This is a genomic window from Rhodopseudomonas palustris, from assembly GCF_003226555.1.
Classification (GTDB): domain Bacteria; phylum Pseudomonadota; class Alphaproteobacteria; order Rhizobiales; family Xanthobacteraceae; genus Rhodopseudomonas; species Rhodopseudomonas palustris_I.
This window is the reverse complement of the sequence record NZ_QKQS01000026.1, coordinates 55,927-73,587: the sequence shown is the minus strand read 5'-3', so window position 1 is coordinate 73,587 and position 17,661 is coordinate 55,927. Positions and strand designations below refer to the sequence as shown.

The following is a 17,661-nucleotide window of genomic DNA, read 5'->3' as shown; positions in this document are numbered from 1 at the left end:
GCGCGACGATGCGATGGGTGAACATCAGGCCTGGACGGCAACTCGCCATCTACATGGCGGCGCTGCCGTTCGTGCTGGTGATCATTGCGTATCTGCTGGGCTCCGGCGCCCGGCTGGCGGAGAATCCGAACGACAAGCTGCTGCCGGCGCTGTCCAGCATGGGACAGGCGGTGAAGCAGATGGCGTTCCAGCTCGACGCCCGCACCGGCAGCTATCTGATGTGGGTCGACACCCTGGCGAGCGTCGAGCGACTGGCGGCAGCGCTGGCGATCTCGACGTCGCTGGCGCTCCTGATCGGCATCGTGATCGGCTTGCTGCCGGCCGCGAATGCGTTGCTCGGCCCGTTCGTGTCGGTGACCTCGATGGTGCCGCCGCTGGCACTGCTGCCGATCCTGTTCATCGTGATGGGGCTCGGCGAGACCTCGAAGATCGCGCTGATCGTGATCGGCACGTTGCCTGCGATGATCCGCGACCTCGCGATGCGGGTGATGGAGCTGCCGCGCGAGCAACTGATCAAGGCGCAGACGCTTGGGGCCTCGACCTGGCAGATCGCGCTCCGCGTGGTGCTGCCGCAAATCCTGCCGCGGCTGATCGACTCGCTGCGGCTGCAGCTCGGCCCCGCCTGGCTGTTCCTGATCGCCGCCGAAGCGATCGCCTCGGACTCCGGGCTCGGCTATCGGATCTTCCTGGTGCGACGTTACTTGGCGATGGACGTGATCATTCCCTACGTGGTGTGGATCACGCTGCTCGCCTTCGCGATGGACTTCGCGCTGCGCCTCCTGCAGCGCAAGGCATTCCCCTGGTTCGCATCGGTGAGGGCGGAATGAGCGCCATCCGCTTCGACGACGTCTGGAAGGAATATGGCGATCACATCGTGCTCGAGCGCATCACGCTCGACGTCGCGCCGCGTGCATTTCTAGCGCTGGTCGGCCCGTCCGGCTGCGGTAAGACCACCTTTCTGCGGATGCTGCTCGGCGAGGAGACGCCCAGCCGCGGTCGCATCATGATCGACGGCGAACCGCTCAAGGCCGAGCCTGACGCCGATCGCGGCGTGGTATTCCAGCGCTATTCGGTGTTTCCGCATCTCACCGTGCTCGACAATGTACTGCTCGGCCGCGAATTGCAGCAGTCGCGGCTGCTCGGCCGGCTGTTGGGCAGCGCCCGGCGCGAGGCGACCGAGCAGGCGATGACGCTGCTCGACGAGGTCGGGCTGAAAGGCCACGAGCACAAATATCCGTCGGCGCTGTCCGGCGGCATGCAGCAGCGGCTTGCACTGGCGCAGGCGATCATGCGCGGCCCGAAGATCCTGCTGCTCGACGAGCCGTTCGGCGCGCTCGATCCCGGCATCCGCGCCGACATCCACGTCCTGATGAAGCGGCTGTGGAACGAGACCGAGCTCACCGTGGTGATGGTCACGCACGATCTGTCCGAAGCGTTCAGCCTGGCGACCCGGGTGATCGCGTTCGAACGCAATCGCAACCGTCCCGAGGAACGCGAGCGCTACGGCGCCACGATCTCGCGCGATCTCGAAATCTTCCCGCGGCGCGTTGCGCAGCCGCATACCGACCATCCGATCCGCTCCGGCCGGGACGACCCGGCCGCACAGGGAGCATGAGCCGGGACGACCCGGCGTTGTTCACCGTGAGGACAGCATGATCCTGACCGAGCAAGAAAAGGCCGAAGTCGAGGCCAACCGCCAGCGCTACGAACAGCACAAGGCGCTGGGCCAGCAGCAGGCACCGAAAGCTCTGCCGCCGCCGACGCCGCGCGACGGTGCGCCGATCGCGGCCGAGGCGATCATTCATCGCGAGACCGTGCCGGGCGGCTGGTACTACGTGACCAAGCTCGGCCGCGGCGAAGCGCTGCGTATCGTCAATACGAACGGCACGTCCTGCGTCAGCATCCAGGCCTGGAATGCGCGCGATCCGAGCGAGCGGCTGAACCACGCCGACACCATCAAGGTGCAATGGGCCGCATCCTTGCGCAAAGGCCGCGTGATCCTGTCCGACATGGGCCGTGCGCTGCTGTCGATCATCGAGGACACCAGCGGCGCGCACGACACCATGGTGGGCGGCTCCACCGCGGCGACCAATGCGGATCGCTACGGCGCCGGCAGTTTCCGCAACACCCGCGACAACTTCGTGCTCGCTGCCGGCAAGCTCGGGCTCGATCGCCGCGACCTGCACCCATCGATCGGATTCTTCGCTCCGGTCGCCGTCGACTCGCAGGGCCGGTTCGAATGGCACGGCGAGCGTCGCAACAAGGGCGACTTCGTCGACCTGCGCGCCGAGCTCGACCTGCTCGTCGCGGTGTCGAACTGTCCGCACCCGCTCGATCCATCCCCCAGCTACGCGCCGGGCGACGTCGACATCATCCGCTATCAGGCGCCTCAGCCCGCCGCCGACGACCTGTGCCGCACCGTGTCGCTCGAAGCCAAGCGCGCGTTCGAGAACAACGCCTTCTATCTCGCCGGCGTCGCAGGGAGGGCCTGAGCATGACCACGATTCCCGCTTCCGCCCGCATCGTGCTCGACACCGTGATCCCGGCGCGCGTGCCGTGGTCGGCGATCATCCGCAAGGGCCAGACGCTGCGCATCGTCGACAGCCACGGCCAGCAGGCGGTCGACACCCTGTTCTACGCCGCCGATGATCACGGCGAACGCTACAGCGGCCAGGACACGCTGCGCGCCCAGGGCTCGGCCTATGTCACCACCGGCACGCGGATCATGTCGACCGAAGGCCGCACCATGCTGCGCATGGTCGCCGACAGCTGCGGCCTGCACGACACTTCCGCCGGCGCCTGCTCGTGCGAGAGCAACACCGTGCGGTTCGGGCACCAGACCAAATATCTGCACGCCTGCCGCGAGAACTTCGTGCTGGAAGCTGCCAAGCACGGCCTTTCGAAGCGCGACATCGTGCCGAACCTGAACTTCTTCATGAACGTGCCGCTCGACACGTCCGGCAATTTCACCGTGGTCGACGGCGTCTCCAAGCCCGGCGACTACGTCGAGATGGTCGCCGAGATGGACGTGCTGTGCCTGATCTCGAACTGTCCGCAGGTCAACAATCCCTGCAACGGCTTCTTCCCGACGCCGATCCAGGTGGTGATCTACGAGGCAGGCGAGGACTGATCATGTTCAGCAAAGTTCTGATTGCCAACCGCGGCGAAATCGCCGGGCGGATCGGCCGCACCTTGCGCCGAATGGGGATCGCGTCCGTAGCGATCTATTCGGACGCCGACCGGTTCACCCGCCCGGTGCGCGAGGCCGACGAAGCGGTGCGGGTCGGCGGCGACGCCGCCAGCGACAGCTATCTCAATGTCGACGCCGTGATCGAGGCCTGCCTCTCAACCGGCGCGCAGGCGGTGCATCCCGGCTACGGCTTTCTGTCCGAGAACCGCGGCTTCGCCGAGCGGCTGAAGCAGCACGGCATCGCCTTCATCGGCCCGCGCCCCGAACATCTCGAGGCGTTCGGCCTGAAGCACCGCGCCCGTGAGCTGGCGCAGGCCAGCAACGTGCCGCTGCTGCCCGGCACTGGACTGATCGACAGCATCGATGAGGCGCTGGAAGCCGCCGCGCGGATCGGCTTTCCGCTGATGCTGAAGAGCACCGCGGGCGGCGGCGGCATCGGCATGCAACTCTGTCACGACGAGGCGACGCTGCGCGAACGCTTCGCCACGGTGCAGCGCACCGCGCGCGCCAGCTTCGGGGACGCGCGGGTGTATCTCGAGCGTTTCGTCGCCGACGCCCGGCACATCGAAGTGCAGATCTTCGGCGATGGCCAGGGCAACGTGATCGCGCTCGGCGAGCGCGACTGCTCGCTGCAGCGGCGGAACCAGAAAGTGGTCGAGGAGACCCCGGCACCCGGCATCTCGGACGAGATGCGCACCCGGCTGCATCAGGCCGCGGTCGCGCTCGGCCAAAGCGTGAACTACGAGTCCGCCGGCACCGTCGAGTTCATCTACGACGTCGCTCGCGACGAATTCTACTTTCTCGAGGTCAACACCCGCCTGCAGGTCGAGCATCCGGTCACCGAAGCGGTGTTCGGCGTCGATCTGGTCGAATGGATGGTGCGCCAGGCTGCCGGCGACAGCCCGCTTGCGACCTACACGCCGCGTCCGCCGCAAGGCGCGGCGATCGAAGTGCGACTGTATGCCGAGAATCCCAGCGCCGGCTTCCGGCCCTCGGCCGGCCGGCTGACCCAGGTGGCGTTTCCGGATGACGCCCGTATCGACGGCTGGATCGAAACCGGCGACGAGGTGACGCCGTTCTACGATCCGATGCTTGCTAAGCTGATCGTCCATGCCGCTAACCGCGACGCCGCGATCGACAAGATGACCGGTGCCCTCGCCACGACGACCATCGCCGGGATTGAAACCAATCTCGATTACTTGCGCGCGATTGCGGCGTCCGATCTGTTCCGCAGCGGCAAGGTTGCCACCAAGGTGCTGGCGGATTTCAGCTTCGCGGCGCGCACCATCGACGTGGTGGCGCCCGGCGCGCAGTCCGGCCTGCAGGAGCTGCCGGGCCGATTGCATCTGTGGCACGTCGGCGTGCCGCCGAGCGGGCCGATGGACGAGCGCTCGTTCCGTCTCGCCAACCGGATCGTTGGCAATCCGGAAACCACGGCAGCGTTCGAACTCACCGTCAGCGGCCCGACGCTGCGCTTCAACGCCGACGCCGTGGTGGCGCTGTGCGGCGCCGCCATGGCAGCCAAGCTCGACGGTGTGGCGGTCGGCAACGACGCGCCGATCGCGGTGCGCGCCGGCCAGGTGCTGGCGATCGGTAAGATCGAGGGCGCCGGTCAGCGCTGCTATCTCGCCATCCGCGGCGGTTTCGACGCGCCCGAAGTATTCGGCTCCCGCGCGGTATTCACGCTCGGCGCGTTCGGCGGCCACGCCACCGGCGCGCTGAAGGCCGGCGACGTGCTGCATTTCGGCTCGCTCGCGCCGGTCGCGGAGCCGCGTGCGCTCACCGACGAGGAGCGGCCCGCGCTGACACGGGAATGGCAGATCGGCGTGATCTACGGCCCGCACGGCGCTCCCGATTTCTTCCGGGGCGACGACATCGCGACGCTGTTTTCCTCCGACTACGAAGTCCACTTCAACAGCGCCCGCACAGGCGTGCGGCTGATCGGGCCGAAGCCGCAATGGGCGCGTGCCGACGGCGGCGAAGCGGGCCTGCACCCCTCTAACATCCACGACAATGCTTACGCGGTCGGCGCGATCGACTTCACCGGCGACATGCCGATCATCCTCGGCCCCGACGGCCCGAGCCTCGGCGGCTTCGTCTGCCCGGCCGTGGTGGCACGCGACGAATTGTGGAAGGTCGGCCAGCTCAAGCCCGGCGACAAGCTCCGCTTCGTGCCGGTGATGCGCGCCGATGATCCGCTCGCAGGGCCGACTGTGATCTCCGCACCTGCCGAGCTCGGCTCGGCGATCGTCGGCCGCCATGACGATGGCGAGATCCCGGTGGTGTATCGCCGCGCCGGCGACGACAATCTGCTGGTCGAATACGGCCCGATGGAGCTCGACATCGCGCTGCGGCTGCGGGTGCATGTGCTCGCCGAGGCGGTGGAGAAGGCGGAGCTGCCTGGCCTGATCGACCTCACGCCGGGAATCCGCTCGTTGCAGATCCACTACGACAGCACGGTGATGTCACGCCGCAAGCTGCTCGACGCACTGGCGAGAATCGAGCGCGAGCTGCCCTCGGTCGAGGCGATGGCGGTGCCGAGCCGCATCATTCACCTGCCGCTGTCGTGGAACGATCCGCAGGCGGTGCTGGCGATGCGCAAGTATCAGGAGCTGGTGCGGCCCGATGCGCCGTGGTGCCCGTCCAACATCGAGTTCATCCGCCGCATCAACGGCCTTTCCAGCGAGGACGACGTCAAGCGCATCGTGTTCGACGCCAACTATCTGGTACTCGGCCTCGGCGACGTCTATCTCGGCGCGCCGGTCGCCACCCCGGTCGATCCGCGGCATCGCCTGGTCACCACCAAGTACAATCCCGCCCGCACCTGGACGCCCGAAAACGCCGTCGGCATCGGCGGCGCCTATATGTGCATCTACGGCATGGAAGGCCCCGGCGGTTATCAGCTGTTCGGCCGCACCATCCAGGTCTGGAACACCTGGCGCACCACCGAAATGTTCAAGCCCGGTCACCCCTGGCTGCTGCGGTTCTTCGATCAGATCCGGTTCTTCCCGGTGACGCCGGACGAACTGCTCGACGCCCGCGCCGCCTTCCCGCACGGGGCGTATCCGCTCAAGATCGAAGAGACGACGTTCTCCTATGCCGACTACAAGGCGTTCCTGGCGCGCGAAGCCGACGGCATCACGGCGTTCAAGACCCGGCAGCAGACCGCATTCGAGGCCGAGCGCCAACGCTGGCGCGACGCCAAGCTCGACGAGGTGGTGGAGGACGACACCGCGGCCGCGCTCGGCTCCGGCGGCGATGTGCCGGACGGCTGCGTCGGCCAATTCACCGAAGCGCCCGGCAACGTCTGGAAGCTCACCGTCGAGCCGGGCGAGCACGTCGAGATCGGCCAGACACTGGCGGTGATCGAATCGATGAAGATGGAGATCGCGATTCCGGCGACCGCGCGCGGCATCGTCAGAGCCCTCAACGCCAAGCCGGGGCAGACGCTGCGCGCCGGCGATCTGATCTGCGCGCTGGAGGAAGTGTGATGTCGGCTGCTGAACTCACCACCTTCCCGACCATCGCGACGCTGCACGCCGCGTATGCGGCCGGCGCCTCTCCGGCCGAGATCATCGCTGCGGCGTATCGTCGGATCGCAGCGGTGGCCGATCCCGGCGTCTTCATCACGCTGCGGCCGGAGCACGATGTTCTTGCCGACGCCGCGGCGCTCGGACCGTTCGATCCCGCTGCGAAGCCGCTGTGGGGCATCCCGTTCGCCGTCAAGGACAACATCGACGTCGCGGGCCTTCCGACCACGGCCGCTTGCCCCGGCTTTGCCTATACGCCGAGCGAAACCGCGTTTGCGGTTCAACGTCTGCTCGATGCCGGCGCGATCCTGGTCGGCAAGACCAACCTCGATCAGTTCGCGACTGGCCTCGTCGGCGTGCGCACGCCCTATCCGGTGCCACGCAACGCGATCGATCCGCGCTACGTGCCCGGCGGGTCGAGCAGCGGCTCGGCCGTGGCGGTGGCGCATGGCCTGGTGACGTTCGCGCTCGGCACCGACACTGCAGGCTCCGGCCGTGTCCCGGCTGCGCTGAACAACATCGTCGGGCTGAAGCCGTCGCTCGGCAGCGTGTCGTCGCGTGGCATGGTGCCGGCATGCCGGACGCTGGACACGATCTCGGTATTCGCCGGCACCGTCGCCGATGCCCACGCGATCTATCGCGTCATGGCAACCTTCGACCGCGCCGATCCCTGGTCGCGTCCGCATCCCGATGCGGCTGCTAAGCCCGCGGCCGTGGCACCGGGCCTGCGAATTGGCGTGCCCGATACGAACAGCCGCAAGTTCGCCGGCGACCAGGAGTCCGAATACGCATTCGACCGTGCCGTTACCGATCTTGCGACGGTCGTGCCCGGCCCCGCGCGTGCGGTGGACATGGCGCCGTTGTTCGACGTCGCCAGCCTGCTCTACAGCGGACCGTGGGTCGCTGAGCGCTATCAGGCGATCCGGCAGGTGATCGAGACCACGCCGGAGTTGCTGCATCCGGTGACGCGGAAGATCATCGGCTCCGCTTCGGCGTTCAGCGCGGCCGATGCGTTTGGCGGCCTGTACCGGCTGGCTGAGCTGCGCCGCGCCGCCGCTGCGATCTGGAGCAGCATCGACGTGCTGATGGTGCCGACCTATCCGCGCCCGCGCACGATCGCGGATTTGGAGGCCGATCCGATCGGCCCCAACAGCGAGCTCGGCACCTACACCAATTTCGTCAATTTGCTCGATCTCTGCGCGCTCGCCGTGCCCGGCCGCTTCCGCGCCGACGGCTTTCCGTCCGGCGTGACGCTGATCGCCCCGGCCGGCCGCGACGATCTGCTCGCCGCGCTCGGCGAGCGGCTTCACGCGGCCAGCGGTGTCCAGCTCGGCGCCAGCAGCGCGAAGGTGCCGGCGCCCATCGAGGTGTCGCCCTCTGCCGCTGCGAACGAGATCGAGCTGGTCGTGGTCGGCGCGCATCTGTCCGGCATGCCGCTCAATCCCGAACTGACCAGCCGCGGCGCGCGTTTCCTGCGCGCGGTCCCCACAACGCCCGACTACAGACTGTTCGCCCTGCAGGGTGGGCCTCCGTTCCGTCCCGGCCTGCTGCGCGTCGCAGCGGGCGAAGGCGTCCCGATCGCCACCGAAGTCTGGGCGATTTCCGCCGAAGGCTTCGGCAGCTTCGTCGCCGGCATCCCGGCACCGCTCGGCATCGGTACGACTCGCCTCGCCGACGGCACCACGCCAAAGGGCTTCATCGTCGAAGCCGAGGGCCTGAACGGCGCGACGGATATTTCGGCCTTCGGTGGATGGCGCGCCTATATGAAGAGTCTGGCGAGCTGATGCACCCGGCCTCAAGGCCAGGAAAACCATCCCCGGTCAAAGACTTGGGACTCATGGGCCGAGCCTGGCTGGGGCGGGAGGGATCGAACCTCCGCATGGGGGAATCAAAATCCCCTGCCTTACCGCTTGGCTACGCCCCAACGGCCTGAACCGGCCGGCTCATTGCAGCCGGTCGGCGGATTCGCCTCGGCTCCGCCGGTCTATCGAGACAGAAGCCGCATTTCAACCGCCCTGAGCCTCGATCGGCCAGCCGCCCCCGCATCAAATGCCGCAGCATCGCGGTGCCGATCGGCCCACCGCGCAGGCGCGACGCGGCGGACGGTTGAGACGAACGGCTTTTCGTGGAAAAAGGCCGGCATCCTTCCGTCAGCCGGGACACTGTCATGACCTATCGCGCACCGATCGACGACATCCTTCTTTCGCTGAACCACGGCGCGGGACTGCAGGCGGCGGTCGCCGCCGGCCATTTCGGCGATTACGACAGCGAGATCACCGCGCAGGTCCTGGACGAAGCCGGTAAATTCGCCAGCGACATCCTGGCGCCGCTGAACCGGGTCGGCGACAAGCACGGCATCAAGCTCGAGCACGGCAAGGTCACCACCGCACCGGGCTGGCCCGACGCCTATCAGCGCTGGATCGCCGCCGGCTGGAACGCGGTGTCGGGGCCGGAGGACTTCGGAGGCCAGGGGCTGCCGATGGCGGTCAATGCCGCCTGCACCGAGATCTGGGCGTCGTCGAACATGGCGTTCGGGCTGTGCCCATTGCTGACGCTATCGGCGATCGAAGCGCTGCATGCCCACGGCAGCGACGAGCTGAAGAAGATCTATCTCGGCAAGCTTATATCCGGCGAGTGGACCGGCACGATGCAGCTCACCGAGCCGCAGGCCGGCTCCGACGTGGGCGCGCTGCGCACCCGCGCCGAGCGCGCCGAAGGCGGCACCTACAAGATCTTCGGCAGCAAGATCTTCATCACCTACGGCGACCACGACATGACCGACAACATCGTGCATTTCGTGCTCGCACGGCTGCCGGACGCGCCGGCCGGCACCAAGGGCATCTCGCTGTTCCTGGTTCCGAAGTTCTTGGTCAACGCTGACGGCTCGCTCGGCGCCCGCAACGACATCTTTCCGAGCGGCGTCGAGCACAAGCTCGGCATCCACGCCTCGCCGACCTGCACCATGACGATGGGCGATGATGGCGGCGCGGTCGGTTATCTGATCGGCGAAGAAAACCGTGGCATGCAGTGCATGTTCACGATGATGAACCAGGCGCGTCTCGCCGTCGGCCTCGAAGGCGTCGGCATCGCCGATCGGGCCTATCAGCAGGCCCTGGCCTATGCGCAGGAGCGCAAGCAGGGCCGCGCGATCGGCAGCACCGGCACGGGCGCCGACCCGATCATCAAGCACCCCGACGTCAGGCGCACGCTGCTGACGATGCGGACGCTGACCGCCGCTGCGCGCACGATCTGCTATTCGACCGCCGTTGCGCTCGACATCGCCGCCCGCAGCAACGATCCCAAGGTCAAAGCATCCGCCGCCGCCCGCGGCGCGCTGCTGACCCCGATCGCGAAAGCGTTCTCCACCGACGTCGGCATCGAGGTCGCCTCGCTGGGAGTCCAGATCCATGGCGGCATGGGCTTCATCGAGGAGACCGGCGCCGCGCAGCATTATCGCGACGCGCGGATCGCGCCGATCTACGAAGGCACCAACGGCATCCAGGCGATCGACCTCGTCACCCGCAAGCTCGGGGTCAATGGCGGCGCCTCGGTATTCGCGCTGCTCGACGAATTGAAGCTGATCATCAAGGACGTCGAGGCTTCGAACGATCCGGGCTTCGGCCTCACCGGCCTGCGGCTGCGCGAGGCATTGGAATCGCTCGATCGCACCAGCCGCCATCTGCTCGACAAGCTCGGCAGCGCCACCAACGACGCACTGGCCGGCGCCACGCCCTATTTGCGCCTGTTCGGCGCCACGCTCGGCGGCTGCGCGCTGGCAGCCGAGGCGCTCGCGGCACGCGACCTCGACGGTATCAGCGATCCGTCGCGCTACGTCGCGCTGGCGCGGTTCTTCGCCGAGACCGTCGCGGTGCAGGCGCCGGCGCTGGAGCGCAACGTGGTCGATAGCGCCGATGCGGTGGCCGGCGCCGAAGCCGTGCTGACCGCCTGAGCCGGAGCGAAGCGCGCAACCTCACTAAAGCCCGCCACTGCGAGCGGGCGGTCCTTGGAGGAAACCATGTCGGACCATCTGATCGTCGCCGATGAAGAAGGTGTCCGCGTCGTCACCATGCGGCGTCCGGAAAAGAAGAACGCCCTGACGCAGGACATGTATCGCCGCATGAGCGAGGCGATCCGTTCGGCGCAGGACGATCCGAACGTCCGCTGTCTGGTGATCACCGGCGGCTCCGGGGTTTTCACCGCCGGCAATGACCTCGACGACTTCCTGAAAGCCGGCACCGACCAGAGCGGCGCGCCAAGGGTGACGGCGGCGACGGATTTTCTCTACGCGCTGGCGCACAATCAGAAGCCGCTGATCGCCGCGGTGGACGGGCTGGCGATCGGCATCGGCACCACGATGCTGTTTCATTGCGATGTCGTGCTGGCCTCCACCGCCGCGACGTTCTCGACGCCGTTCATCCAGCTTGGCCTAGTGCCGGAAGGCGCCTCCAGCCTGTTGGCGCCGCGCACCATGGGCCACCAGCGCGCCTTCGCCATGCTGGTGATGGGACAGAAGCTCAGCGCCGAACAGGCGCGCGAGGCCGGCTTCGTCAATGCCGTGGTGCCGCCCGGCCAGACCGAGGCCGACGCGATGAAAGCCGCCCGCGACATCTGCGCGCTGCCGGCCGAAGCGGTCGCGATCTCGCGCAAGCTGATCAAGCCTTCCCCGGACGAGCTGATCGCCCGGATCGATCAGGAGAGCAAACTGTTCGGCGAGCGGATGAAATCGCAGGAAGCGATCACCGCGTTCACCAAGTTCTTTCAGCGGAAGAAGGGCTGAGCCGATCGAGCGAGGTCGAACCCGCGCTCGATCGAACGTCTGCGATTACTTCTTCCCTGCCCCGAACTCCTGATCGCTGAACGGATTCGCATTCGGCCTGCGGATCGCGACGAAGCCGAGCTTCACCGACTGGTGGCAGGAATTGCACCCGGCGGTAAGCTCATCATAGGCGCGGGCGAACTGGCGGCCGTCCTTTGCGGCGATCGCCGCCGAGATCGCATCGAGCGGCTTGGCCATGGTGGTGACGTCGTTGACCGGCAGGCTCTGATACAACGCCGCGGCGTCTTCCAGCCTGGTCTTGAGTTGCTTGGTCTGGTAGGTCGCCAGCCCCCAATTGCCGGCCTTGCCGGCGAACCACAGCTTGATGTGCCCGACCTGCGCCCCCTGCATCAAATCGGCGAGACGCGCCTGAGGACGCTCGCCTCCCCGCGGCTGCTGCGCGACGGCGAACGAAATCGTGCCGATCAGCGCCATCGCCGCGACGATCGCCGCGGCGGGCTTGGCGAGCGAGAACCTCTTCATGCGTCATCCCCGGTGTTGTACGAGCGCCGCGACTCGACGACGCCCGCCGATTGATCAACATCAGTAGCGCGCCACCAACGTCCAATTCAATCGGCACGGCGACAGGGTTGGTATTCGGCGAAGCACCGCATGCGCCATGCGGCAAACCGACGCCACGCCGCACTTGCATTCGGGCCCACGGCGGGCGATGCGGAGCTTGAAAAAGCCTCGATCGGATCGCCGATGACCAAGCTCCGTCCCCGCCTGGCCTTGCTCGCCACCGCTTTCGCGCTCAATGCAGCTTCGATGTCGGCGGTGCGCGCCGCCGAATTGCTGCCGCCACCGGTCGACCTCCGCATCCTCGCGATCAACGACTTCCATGGCAATCTGAAGCCGCCGCCCGGTGGCATCGCCATCGATGATCCGGCGGATCGGACCAAGAAGATTCACGTCCCTGCCGGCGGCGCCGAGCATATGGCGACGCTGGTGAAGGCGCTGCGCAAGGATCACCCCAACGCGATCTTCGTCGCCGCCGGCGATCTGATCGGCGCCAGCCCGTTTCTATCGGCGATGTTTCACGACGAGCCGACCATCGAGTCGCTGTCGCTGATGGGGCTGGCGTTGTCGTCGGTCGGCAATCACGAATTCGACGAGGGCAAGACCGAACTGTTGCGGATGCAGAACGGCGGCTGCCATCCGGTCGACGGCTGCCAGGGCCCGCATCCGTTCAAGGGCGCAAGGTTCAACTACCTCGCCGCCTCGACGGTCGAAACTGCGACGGGCAAGACGATCTTTCCGCCTTATGCGATCCGCAAATTCGGCGGCGTACCGGTGGCGTTCATCGGCCTGACGCTGAAGACGACGCCCAACATGGTGTCGCCGCCGGGCGTGGCCGGCCTGTCGTTCAGGGACGAGGCCGAGACCGTCAACGCTCTGATCCCGGAGCTGAAGGTCAAGGGCGTCGAGGCGATCGTCGTGCTGATCCACGAAGGTGGCTTCCCGACCGGCGACTACAACGAATGCCCCGGCATCTCGGGGCCGATCGTCGAGATCGTCAACAAATTCGACCCCGCCGTCGACGTGGTGATCAGCGGCCACACTCACCGCGCCTACACCTGCCGGATCGACGGCCGGCTCGTCACCAGCGGGGACAAATACGGCACGATCGTCACCGCGATCGACCTCAAGCTCGATCCGACCACCGGTGACGTGATCAGCGCCAGCGCGAACAACACCATCGTTCGGACCGAAACACTCGCCAAGGATCCGGCGCAGACCCGATTGATCACCGCCTACGACAGGCTGGCCGGCCCGATCGCGGCGCGCCCCGCGGGCGCAGTGACGGCGGCGCTGTCGCGGGTGCCGAATGCGGCCGGCGAGAGCGTCCTCGGCGACGTCGTCGCCGACGCCCAGCTCAATGCCACATCGGATCAAGACAAAGGCGGCGCGGAGATCGCGTTGACCAATCCCGGCGGCGTCCGCTCCGATATTCAGGGCGGTGAAGGCGGCGCGGTGACGTTCGGCCAGGTCTTCGCCGCGCAGCCGTTTCGCAATCAGCTGGTGACGATGACGCTGACCGGCGCCCAGCTCAAAGCTGCGCTCGAACAGCAATGGGCGGAGCCGGCGCGGCCGCGAATCCTGCAGGTGTCGAAAGGCTTCAGTTTCGCCTGGGACGCCACAGGCGCGGAGGGCTCACGAATTCCGCCCGATAGGATGACGCTGAACGGGATGCCGATCGATCCTGCACGGACGTATCGCGTCACGGTCAATGCGTATCTCGCGGCCGGCGGCGACGGCTTTGCCGTGTTCAAGAGCGGTGCTGCACCGCAAACTGGAATCTACGACGTCGATGCGCTGTTTGCCTATTTCAAGGCGCACAGCCCGGTGGCGCCGCCAGCCTCGGACCGGATCGTGCGGCTGAACTGAGCACGCGCCGTGACTGGCTAAGCCTTAAGCGGCCCTTTCGCTCGCCGCGGCGAATAACTACATTCATTTGAATATTTCATACACTCACGGACCGGGGCGGGCTCTTTCCGAATGACCACGCTTTTTCTGACCCATTCCGCGTGCCTCGATCATCACACGCCGGAAGGACATCCTGAGCGCGCAGCGCGCCTCGTCGCCATCAACAAGGCGCTGGGCGAAGAACGCTTTGCGGCGCTGGCGCGCGCGGAGTCACCGATCGGCTCGCTCGAGCACATCGCGCTGTGCCACACCGATCACCACATCGTCGAACTGCGCCACATGTCCCCGTCCACCGGCATCGTCTATGTCGACGGCGACACCTCGATGTCGCCTGGTACGTTCGAAGCCGCGCTGCGCGGCGTCGGTGGTTCGGTCGCCGCGGTGGACGCCGTGATGAAGGGCACCGCCACCAACGCCTTCGTCGCCACCCGGCCGCCCGGCCACCACGCCGAGATCACCAAGCCGATGGGGTTCTGCTTCTTCGGCAACGCCGCGATCGCGGCGCGCTACGCCCAGCGGCAATACGGCATCGAGCGCGCCGCGGTGGTGGATTTCGACGTGCATCACGGCAACGGCACCCAGGACATCTTCTGGGGCGACCGCACGGTGATGTACTGCTCCACGCACCAGATGCCGTTGTTCCCCGGCACCGGCTCCGCCGGCGAGCGCGGCGAATACGACAACATCGTTAACGCGCCGCTTGCCTCCGAAGACGGCGGCGCCGAGTTCCGGTTCGCGTTCGAGCAGGCGATCCTGCCCCAGCTCAAGCGGTTCGCGCCGGAACTGATCGTGATTTCAGCCGGTTTCGACGCGCATTATCGCGATCCGCTGGCCAGCCTGAACCTGCGCGCCGAGGATTTCGGTTGGGTCACGCAACGTTTAATGGACGTGGCGGATCAGACCGCCGGTGGTCGCATTGTCTCGGTGCTCGAGGGGGGATATGACCTGGAGGGTCTGAGTGAATCTGTTGCGGCTCATGTGGGCGCCCTGATCGGTGCTTGAACCAGCCGCGCCGCCGGGCGACCAAGAACAACAACCAAAACCCGCCCACCGCCCCTCCCGGCGGTGCCGTCAGGAATGAGAAATGGCCGAAGCCTCCACCGCCGATGTGAAAAAGCTCAGTTTCGAGCGCGCGCTCGAGGAACTCGAAACCATCGTCAAGCGGCTCGAGGACGGCAAGGTTCCGCTTGAAGAGTCGGTCACGATCTATGAACGCGGCGAGGCGCTGAAGCGCCGCTGCGAGGACCTGCTGCGCCAGGCCGAGGCCCGGGTCGACAAGATTACCACCGATGCCCAGGGCACGCCGACCGGAACAGAACCGTTGGACGTGCAATAGACCATGCAAGAGGTACCCGGATCCACTCTTGCCGCAGCGCGACCGTGGTTGCGTTGCAACACCGAGGCTCGGAAATCCAGCCCATCAACCTTCTTGGCCGAAAGTCTGCGCCGCCTGACCAAGGCTTGGGCGTGCGGTGGTTGGCATTAAATGCAGGTTTGTGTAAAGGTATGAGCTTATGCGCCGAGCCTGACACTTGCCGGGATGGTACTGTCAAGTTTGGTGGACGTGTGCAGCCGCAATAAGTGACCCAGATCAGTCGTCGGTCGGAAGCGCACACGCTTCGATCGCCGAACTCTCCTGAACAAGGAGTGCGGAGCCGGGTGAGGCTCGTGCAGACCGGACACTCGGACCATTCGTCGAGGGACTCACCACCCTATAGTTATAGACTGGAATATCGCCGTGACCGAATTTAGTAAAACACCGCTTCTCGACACCATTCGCACACCGGAAGATCTGCGCAAATTGCGCATCGATCAGGTTCGTCAGGTCGCCGACGAATTGCGACTGGAGACGATCGACGCGGTCTCGGTCACCGGCGGGCATTTCGGCGCCGGTCTCGGCGTGGTCGAGCTGACGACCGCGATCCATTACGTGTTCGACACCCCGCGCGACCGCCTGATCTGGGACGTCGGCCATCAGGCCTATCCGCACAAGATCCTGACCGGGCGCCGCGACCGCATCCGCACCCTGCGCATGGGCGGAGGCCTGTCCGGCTTCGCCAAGCGCACCGAGAGCGACTACGATCCGTTCGGCGCCGGCCATTCGTCGACCTCGATCTCGGCCGGTCTCGGCATGGCGGTGGCCAGCGAGCTCGCCGGCGTCAAGAACAACGTCATCGCGGTGATCGGCGACGGTTCGATCTCGGCCGGCATGGCCTACGAGGCGATGAACAATGCCGGCGCGATGAACTCGCGGCTGATCGTGATCCTCAACGACAACAACATGTCGATCGCCCCGCCGGTCGGCGCGATGTCGTCGTATCTGTCGCGGCTGTATTCGGGCAAGACCTACCGGTCGCTGCGCGAGGCCGGCAAGCAGATCGGCAAGCACCTGCCGAAGGTGATCGCCGACCGCGCCGCACGCGCCGAGGAATATTCCCGCGGCTTCATGGTCAATGGTGGCACCCTGTTCGAGGAGCTCGGCTTCTATTATGTCGGCCCGATCGATGGTCACAACCTCGACCACCTGCTGCCGGTGCTGCAGAACGTCCGCGACGCCGACACCGGTCCGTTCCTGATCCACGTCGTCACCCAGAAGGGCAAGGGCTACGGTCCGGCCGAAGCGGCTGCCGACAAGTATCACGCGGTGGTCAAATTCGACATCGCCACCGGCGCGCAGTCCAAGGCCAAGTCGAACGCGCCGTCGTACCAGAACGTATTCGGCCAGAGCCTCGTCAAGGAAGCCGAGAAGGACGACAAGATCGTCGGCATCACCGCCGCGATGCCGTCCGGCACCGGCATCGACATTTTCGAGAAGTCGTTCCCGAAACGCACCTTCGATGTCGGCATCGCCGAGCAGCACGCGGTGACCTTCGCGGCCGGCCTCGCCACCGAGGGCTACAAGCCGTTCTGCGCGATCTATTCGACCTTCCTGCAGCGCGCCTACGACCAGGTGGTCCACGACGTTTGCATCCAGAACCTGCCGGTCCGCTTCGCGATCGACCGCGCTGGCCTCGTCGGTGCCGACGGCGCGACCCACGCCGGTTCGTTCGATAACGCCTATCTGGGCTGCCTGCCCAACATCGTGATCATGGCGGCCGCGGACGAGTCCGAGTTGGTGCACATGGTCGCGACCCAGGTAGCGCTCAACGACCGTCCGAGCGCGGTGCGCTATCCACGCGGCGAAGGCCGCGGCGTTGAAATGCCCGACGTCGGCGTGCCGCTGGAAATCGGCAAGGGCCGCGTCATCCGCCAGGGCAACAAGATCGCGCTGCTGTCGTTCGGCACTCGGCTCGCCGAGGCCGAGAAGGCAGCCGACGAGCTCGCCACCCTGGGCCTCTCCACCACCGTCGCCGACGCCCGCTTCATGAAGCCGCTCGACGTCGAGCTGGTGACCAAGCTCGCCCGCGACCACGACATCCTGATCACCATCGAGGAAGGCTCGATCGGCGGCTTCGGCAGCCACGTGATGCAGACCCTGGCCGAGCACGGCTTGCTCGACGGCGAGGTCAAGATGCGGGCGATGGTGCTGCCCGACGTGTTCCTCGACCACGACACCCCGGCGGCGATGTACGCCCGCGCCGGCCTCGACGCCAAGGCGATCGTCAAGAAGGTGTTCGAAGCGCTCGGCAAGGACGCCGCGACCGGAACCTCGAAGCTGGCCTGAGTGTCGACCCTCGCCCCGCTTGCGGGGAGAGGGT

General features: G+C 66.6%; 13 protein-coding genes and 1 tRNA gene. 12 read left to right on the top strand and 2 right to left on the bottom strand.

The window, feature by feature from the left end; genetic code table 11:
• Window positions 1–8: 8 nt before the first annotated feature.
• From DNX69_RS20720 to atzF, 6 genes are read left to right on the top strand one after another with little or no spacing between them, the layout of a single operon-like run.
• On the top strand, window positions 9–827 hold the full coding sequence (locus DNX69_RS20720; protein WP_110787890.1) for an ABC transporter permease: 819 nt from the start codon (window positions 9–11) through the stop codon (window positions 825–827).
• Window positions 824–1,615 (top strand): ABC transporter ATP-binding protein, encoded by a 792-nt coding sequence (locus tag DNX69_RS20715; RefSeq protein ID WP_110787889.1) that lies wholly within the window; start codon window positions 824–826, stop codon window positions 1,613–1,615. Before DNX69_RS20720 ends, DNX69_RS20715 begins: the two co-directional genes overlap by 4 nt.
• A 37-nt stretch (window positions 1,616–1,652) precedes the next feature.
• Window positions 1,653–2,492, top strand: a complete 840-nt coding sequence (locus tag DNX69_RS20710; protein WP_110787888.1) for an urea amidolyase associated protein UAAP1 — start codon at window positions 1,653–1,655, stop codon at window positions 2,490–2,492.
• A 2-nt stretch (window positions 2,493–2,494) separates the two neighbouring features.
• Window positions 2,495–3,130, top strand: coding sequence for an urea amidolyase associated protein UAAP2 (locus DNX69_RS20705; protein ID WP_110787887.1), 636 nt, complete (start codon window positions 2,495–2,497; stop codon window positions 3,128–3,130).
• A 2-nt stretch (window positions 3,131–3,132) separates the two neighbouring features.
• On the top strand, window positions 3,133–6,681 hold the full coding sequence (gene uca / locus DNX69_RS20700; protein WP_110787886.1) for an urea carboxylase: 3,549 nt from the start codon (window positions 3,133–3,135) through the stop codon (window positions 6,679–6,681).
• Window positions 6,681–8,504, top strand: coding sequence for an allophanate hydrolase (gene atzF / locus DNX69_RS20695; RefSeq protein WP_110787885.1), 1,824 nt, complete (start codon window positions 6,681–6,683; stop codon window positions 8,502–8,504). Before uca ends, atzF begins: the two co-directional genes overlap by 1 nt.
• Window positions 8,505–8,569: 65 nt before the next feature.
• On the opposite strand, the gene DNX69_RS20690 is transcribed toward atzF, so the two are convergent.
• Window positions 8,570–8,644, bottom strand: a tRNA-Gln gene (locus DNX69_RS20690).
• A gap of 243 nt (window positions 8,645–8,887) precedes the next feature.
• Here DNX69_RS20690 and DNX69_RS20685 point away from each other — a divergent pair.
• Both DNX69_RS20685 and DNX69_RS20680 read left to right on the top strand, forming a co-directional pair.
• Window positions 8,888–10,669 (top strand): acyl-CoA dehydrogenase, encoded by a 1,782-nt coding sequence (locus DNX69_RS20685; protein WP_110787884.1) that lies wholly within the window; start codon window positions 8,888–8,890, stop codon window positions 10,667–10,669.
• Between the two features lie 66 nt (window positions 10,670–10,735).
• On the top strand, window positions 10,736–11,497 hold the full coding sequence (locus DNX69_RS20680) for a crotonase/enoyl-CoA hydratase family protein (protein WP_110787883.1): 762 nt from the start codon (window positions 10,736–10,738) through the stop codon (window positions 11,495–11,497).
• Window positions 11,498–11,542: 45 nt separating this feature from the next.
• Here DNX69_RS20680 and DNX69_RS20675 read toward each other — a convergent pair whose 3' ends face one another.
• The gene (locus DNX69_RS20675; RefSeq protein WP_110787882.1) at window positions 11,543–12,019 is read right to left on the bottom strand and encodes a hypothetical protein; all 477 of its coding nucleotides are present in this window, start codon (window positions 12,017–12,019) and stop codon (window positions 11,543–11,545) included.
• A 222-nt stretch (window positions 12,020–12,241) separates the two neighbouring features.
• Between DNX69_RS20675 and DNX69_RS20670 the strand changes: the two genes are divergently transcribed.
• The 4 genes from DNX69_RS20670 (at window position 12,242) to dxs (ending at window position 17,627) form a co-directional block, all read left to right on the top strand.
• The gene (locus DNX69_RS20670) at window positions 12,242–13,924 is read left to right on the top strand and encodes a bifunctional metallophosphatase/5'-nucleotidase (RefSeq protein ID WP_110787881.1); all 1,683 of its coding nucleotides are present in this window, start codon (window positions 12,242–12,244) and stop codon (window positions 13,922–13,924) included.
• 111 nt (window positions 13,925–14,035) lie between these two features.
• Window positions 14,036–14,965 (top strand): histone deacetylase family protein, encoded by a 930-nt coding sequence (locus DNX69_RS20665; RefSeq protein WP_110787880.1) that lies wholly within the window; start codon window positions 14,036–14,038, stop codon window positions 14,963–14,965.
• An 82-nt stretch (window positions 14,966–15,047) separates the two neighbouring features.
• Complete coding sequence (locus DNX69_RS20660) at window positions 15,048–15,299, top strand: exodeoxyribonuclease VII small subunit (protein ID WP_110787879.1); 252 nt, start codon at window positions 15,048–15,050, stop codon at window positions 15,297–15,299.
• Window positions 15,300–15,701: 402 nt separating this feature from the next.
• Window positions 15,702–17,627: a 1-deoxy-D-xylulose-5-phosphate synthase gene (gene dxs, locus DNX69_RS20655; protein WP_110787878.1), complete on the top strand. Its 1,926-nt coding sequence runs from the start codon at window positions 15,702–15,704 to the stop codon at window positions 17,625–17,627.
• Window positions 17,628–17,661: the final 34 nt, after the last annotated feature.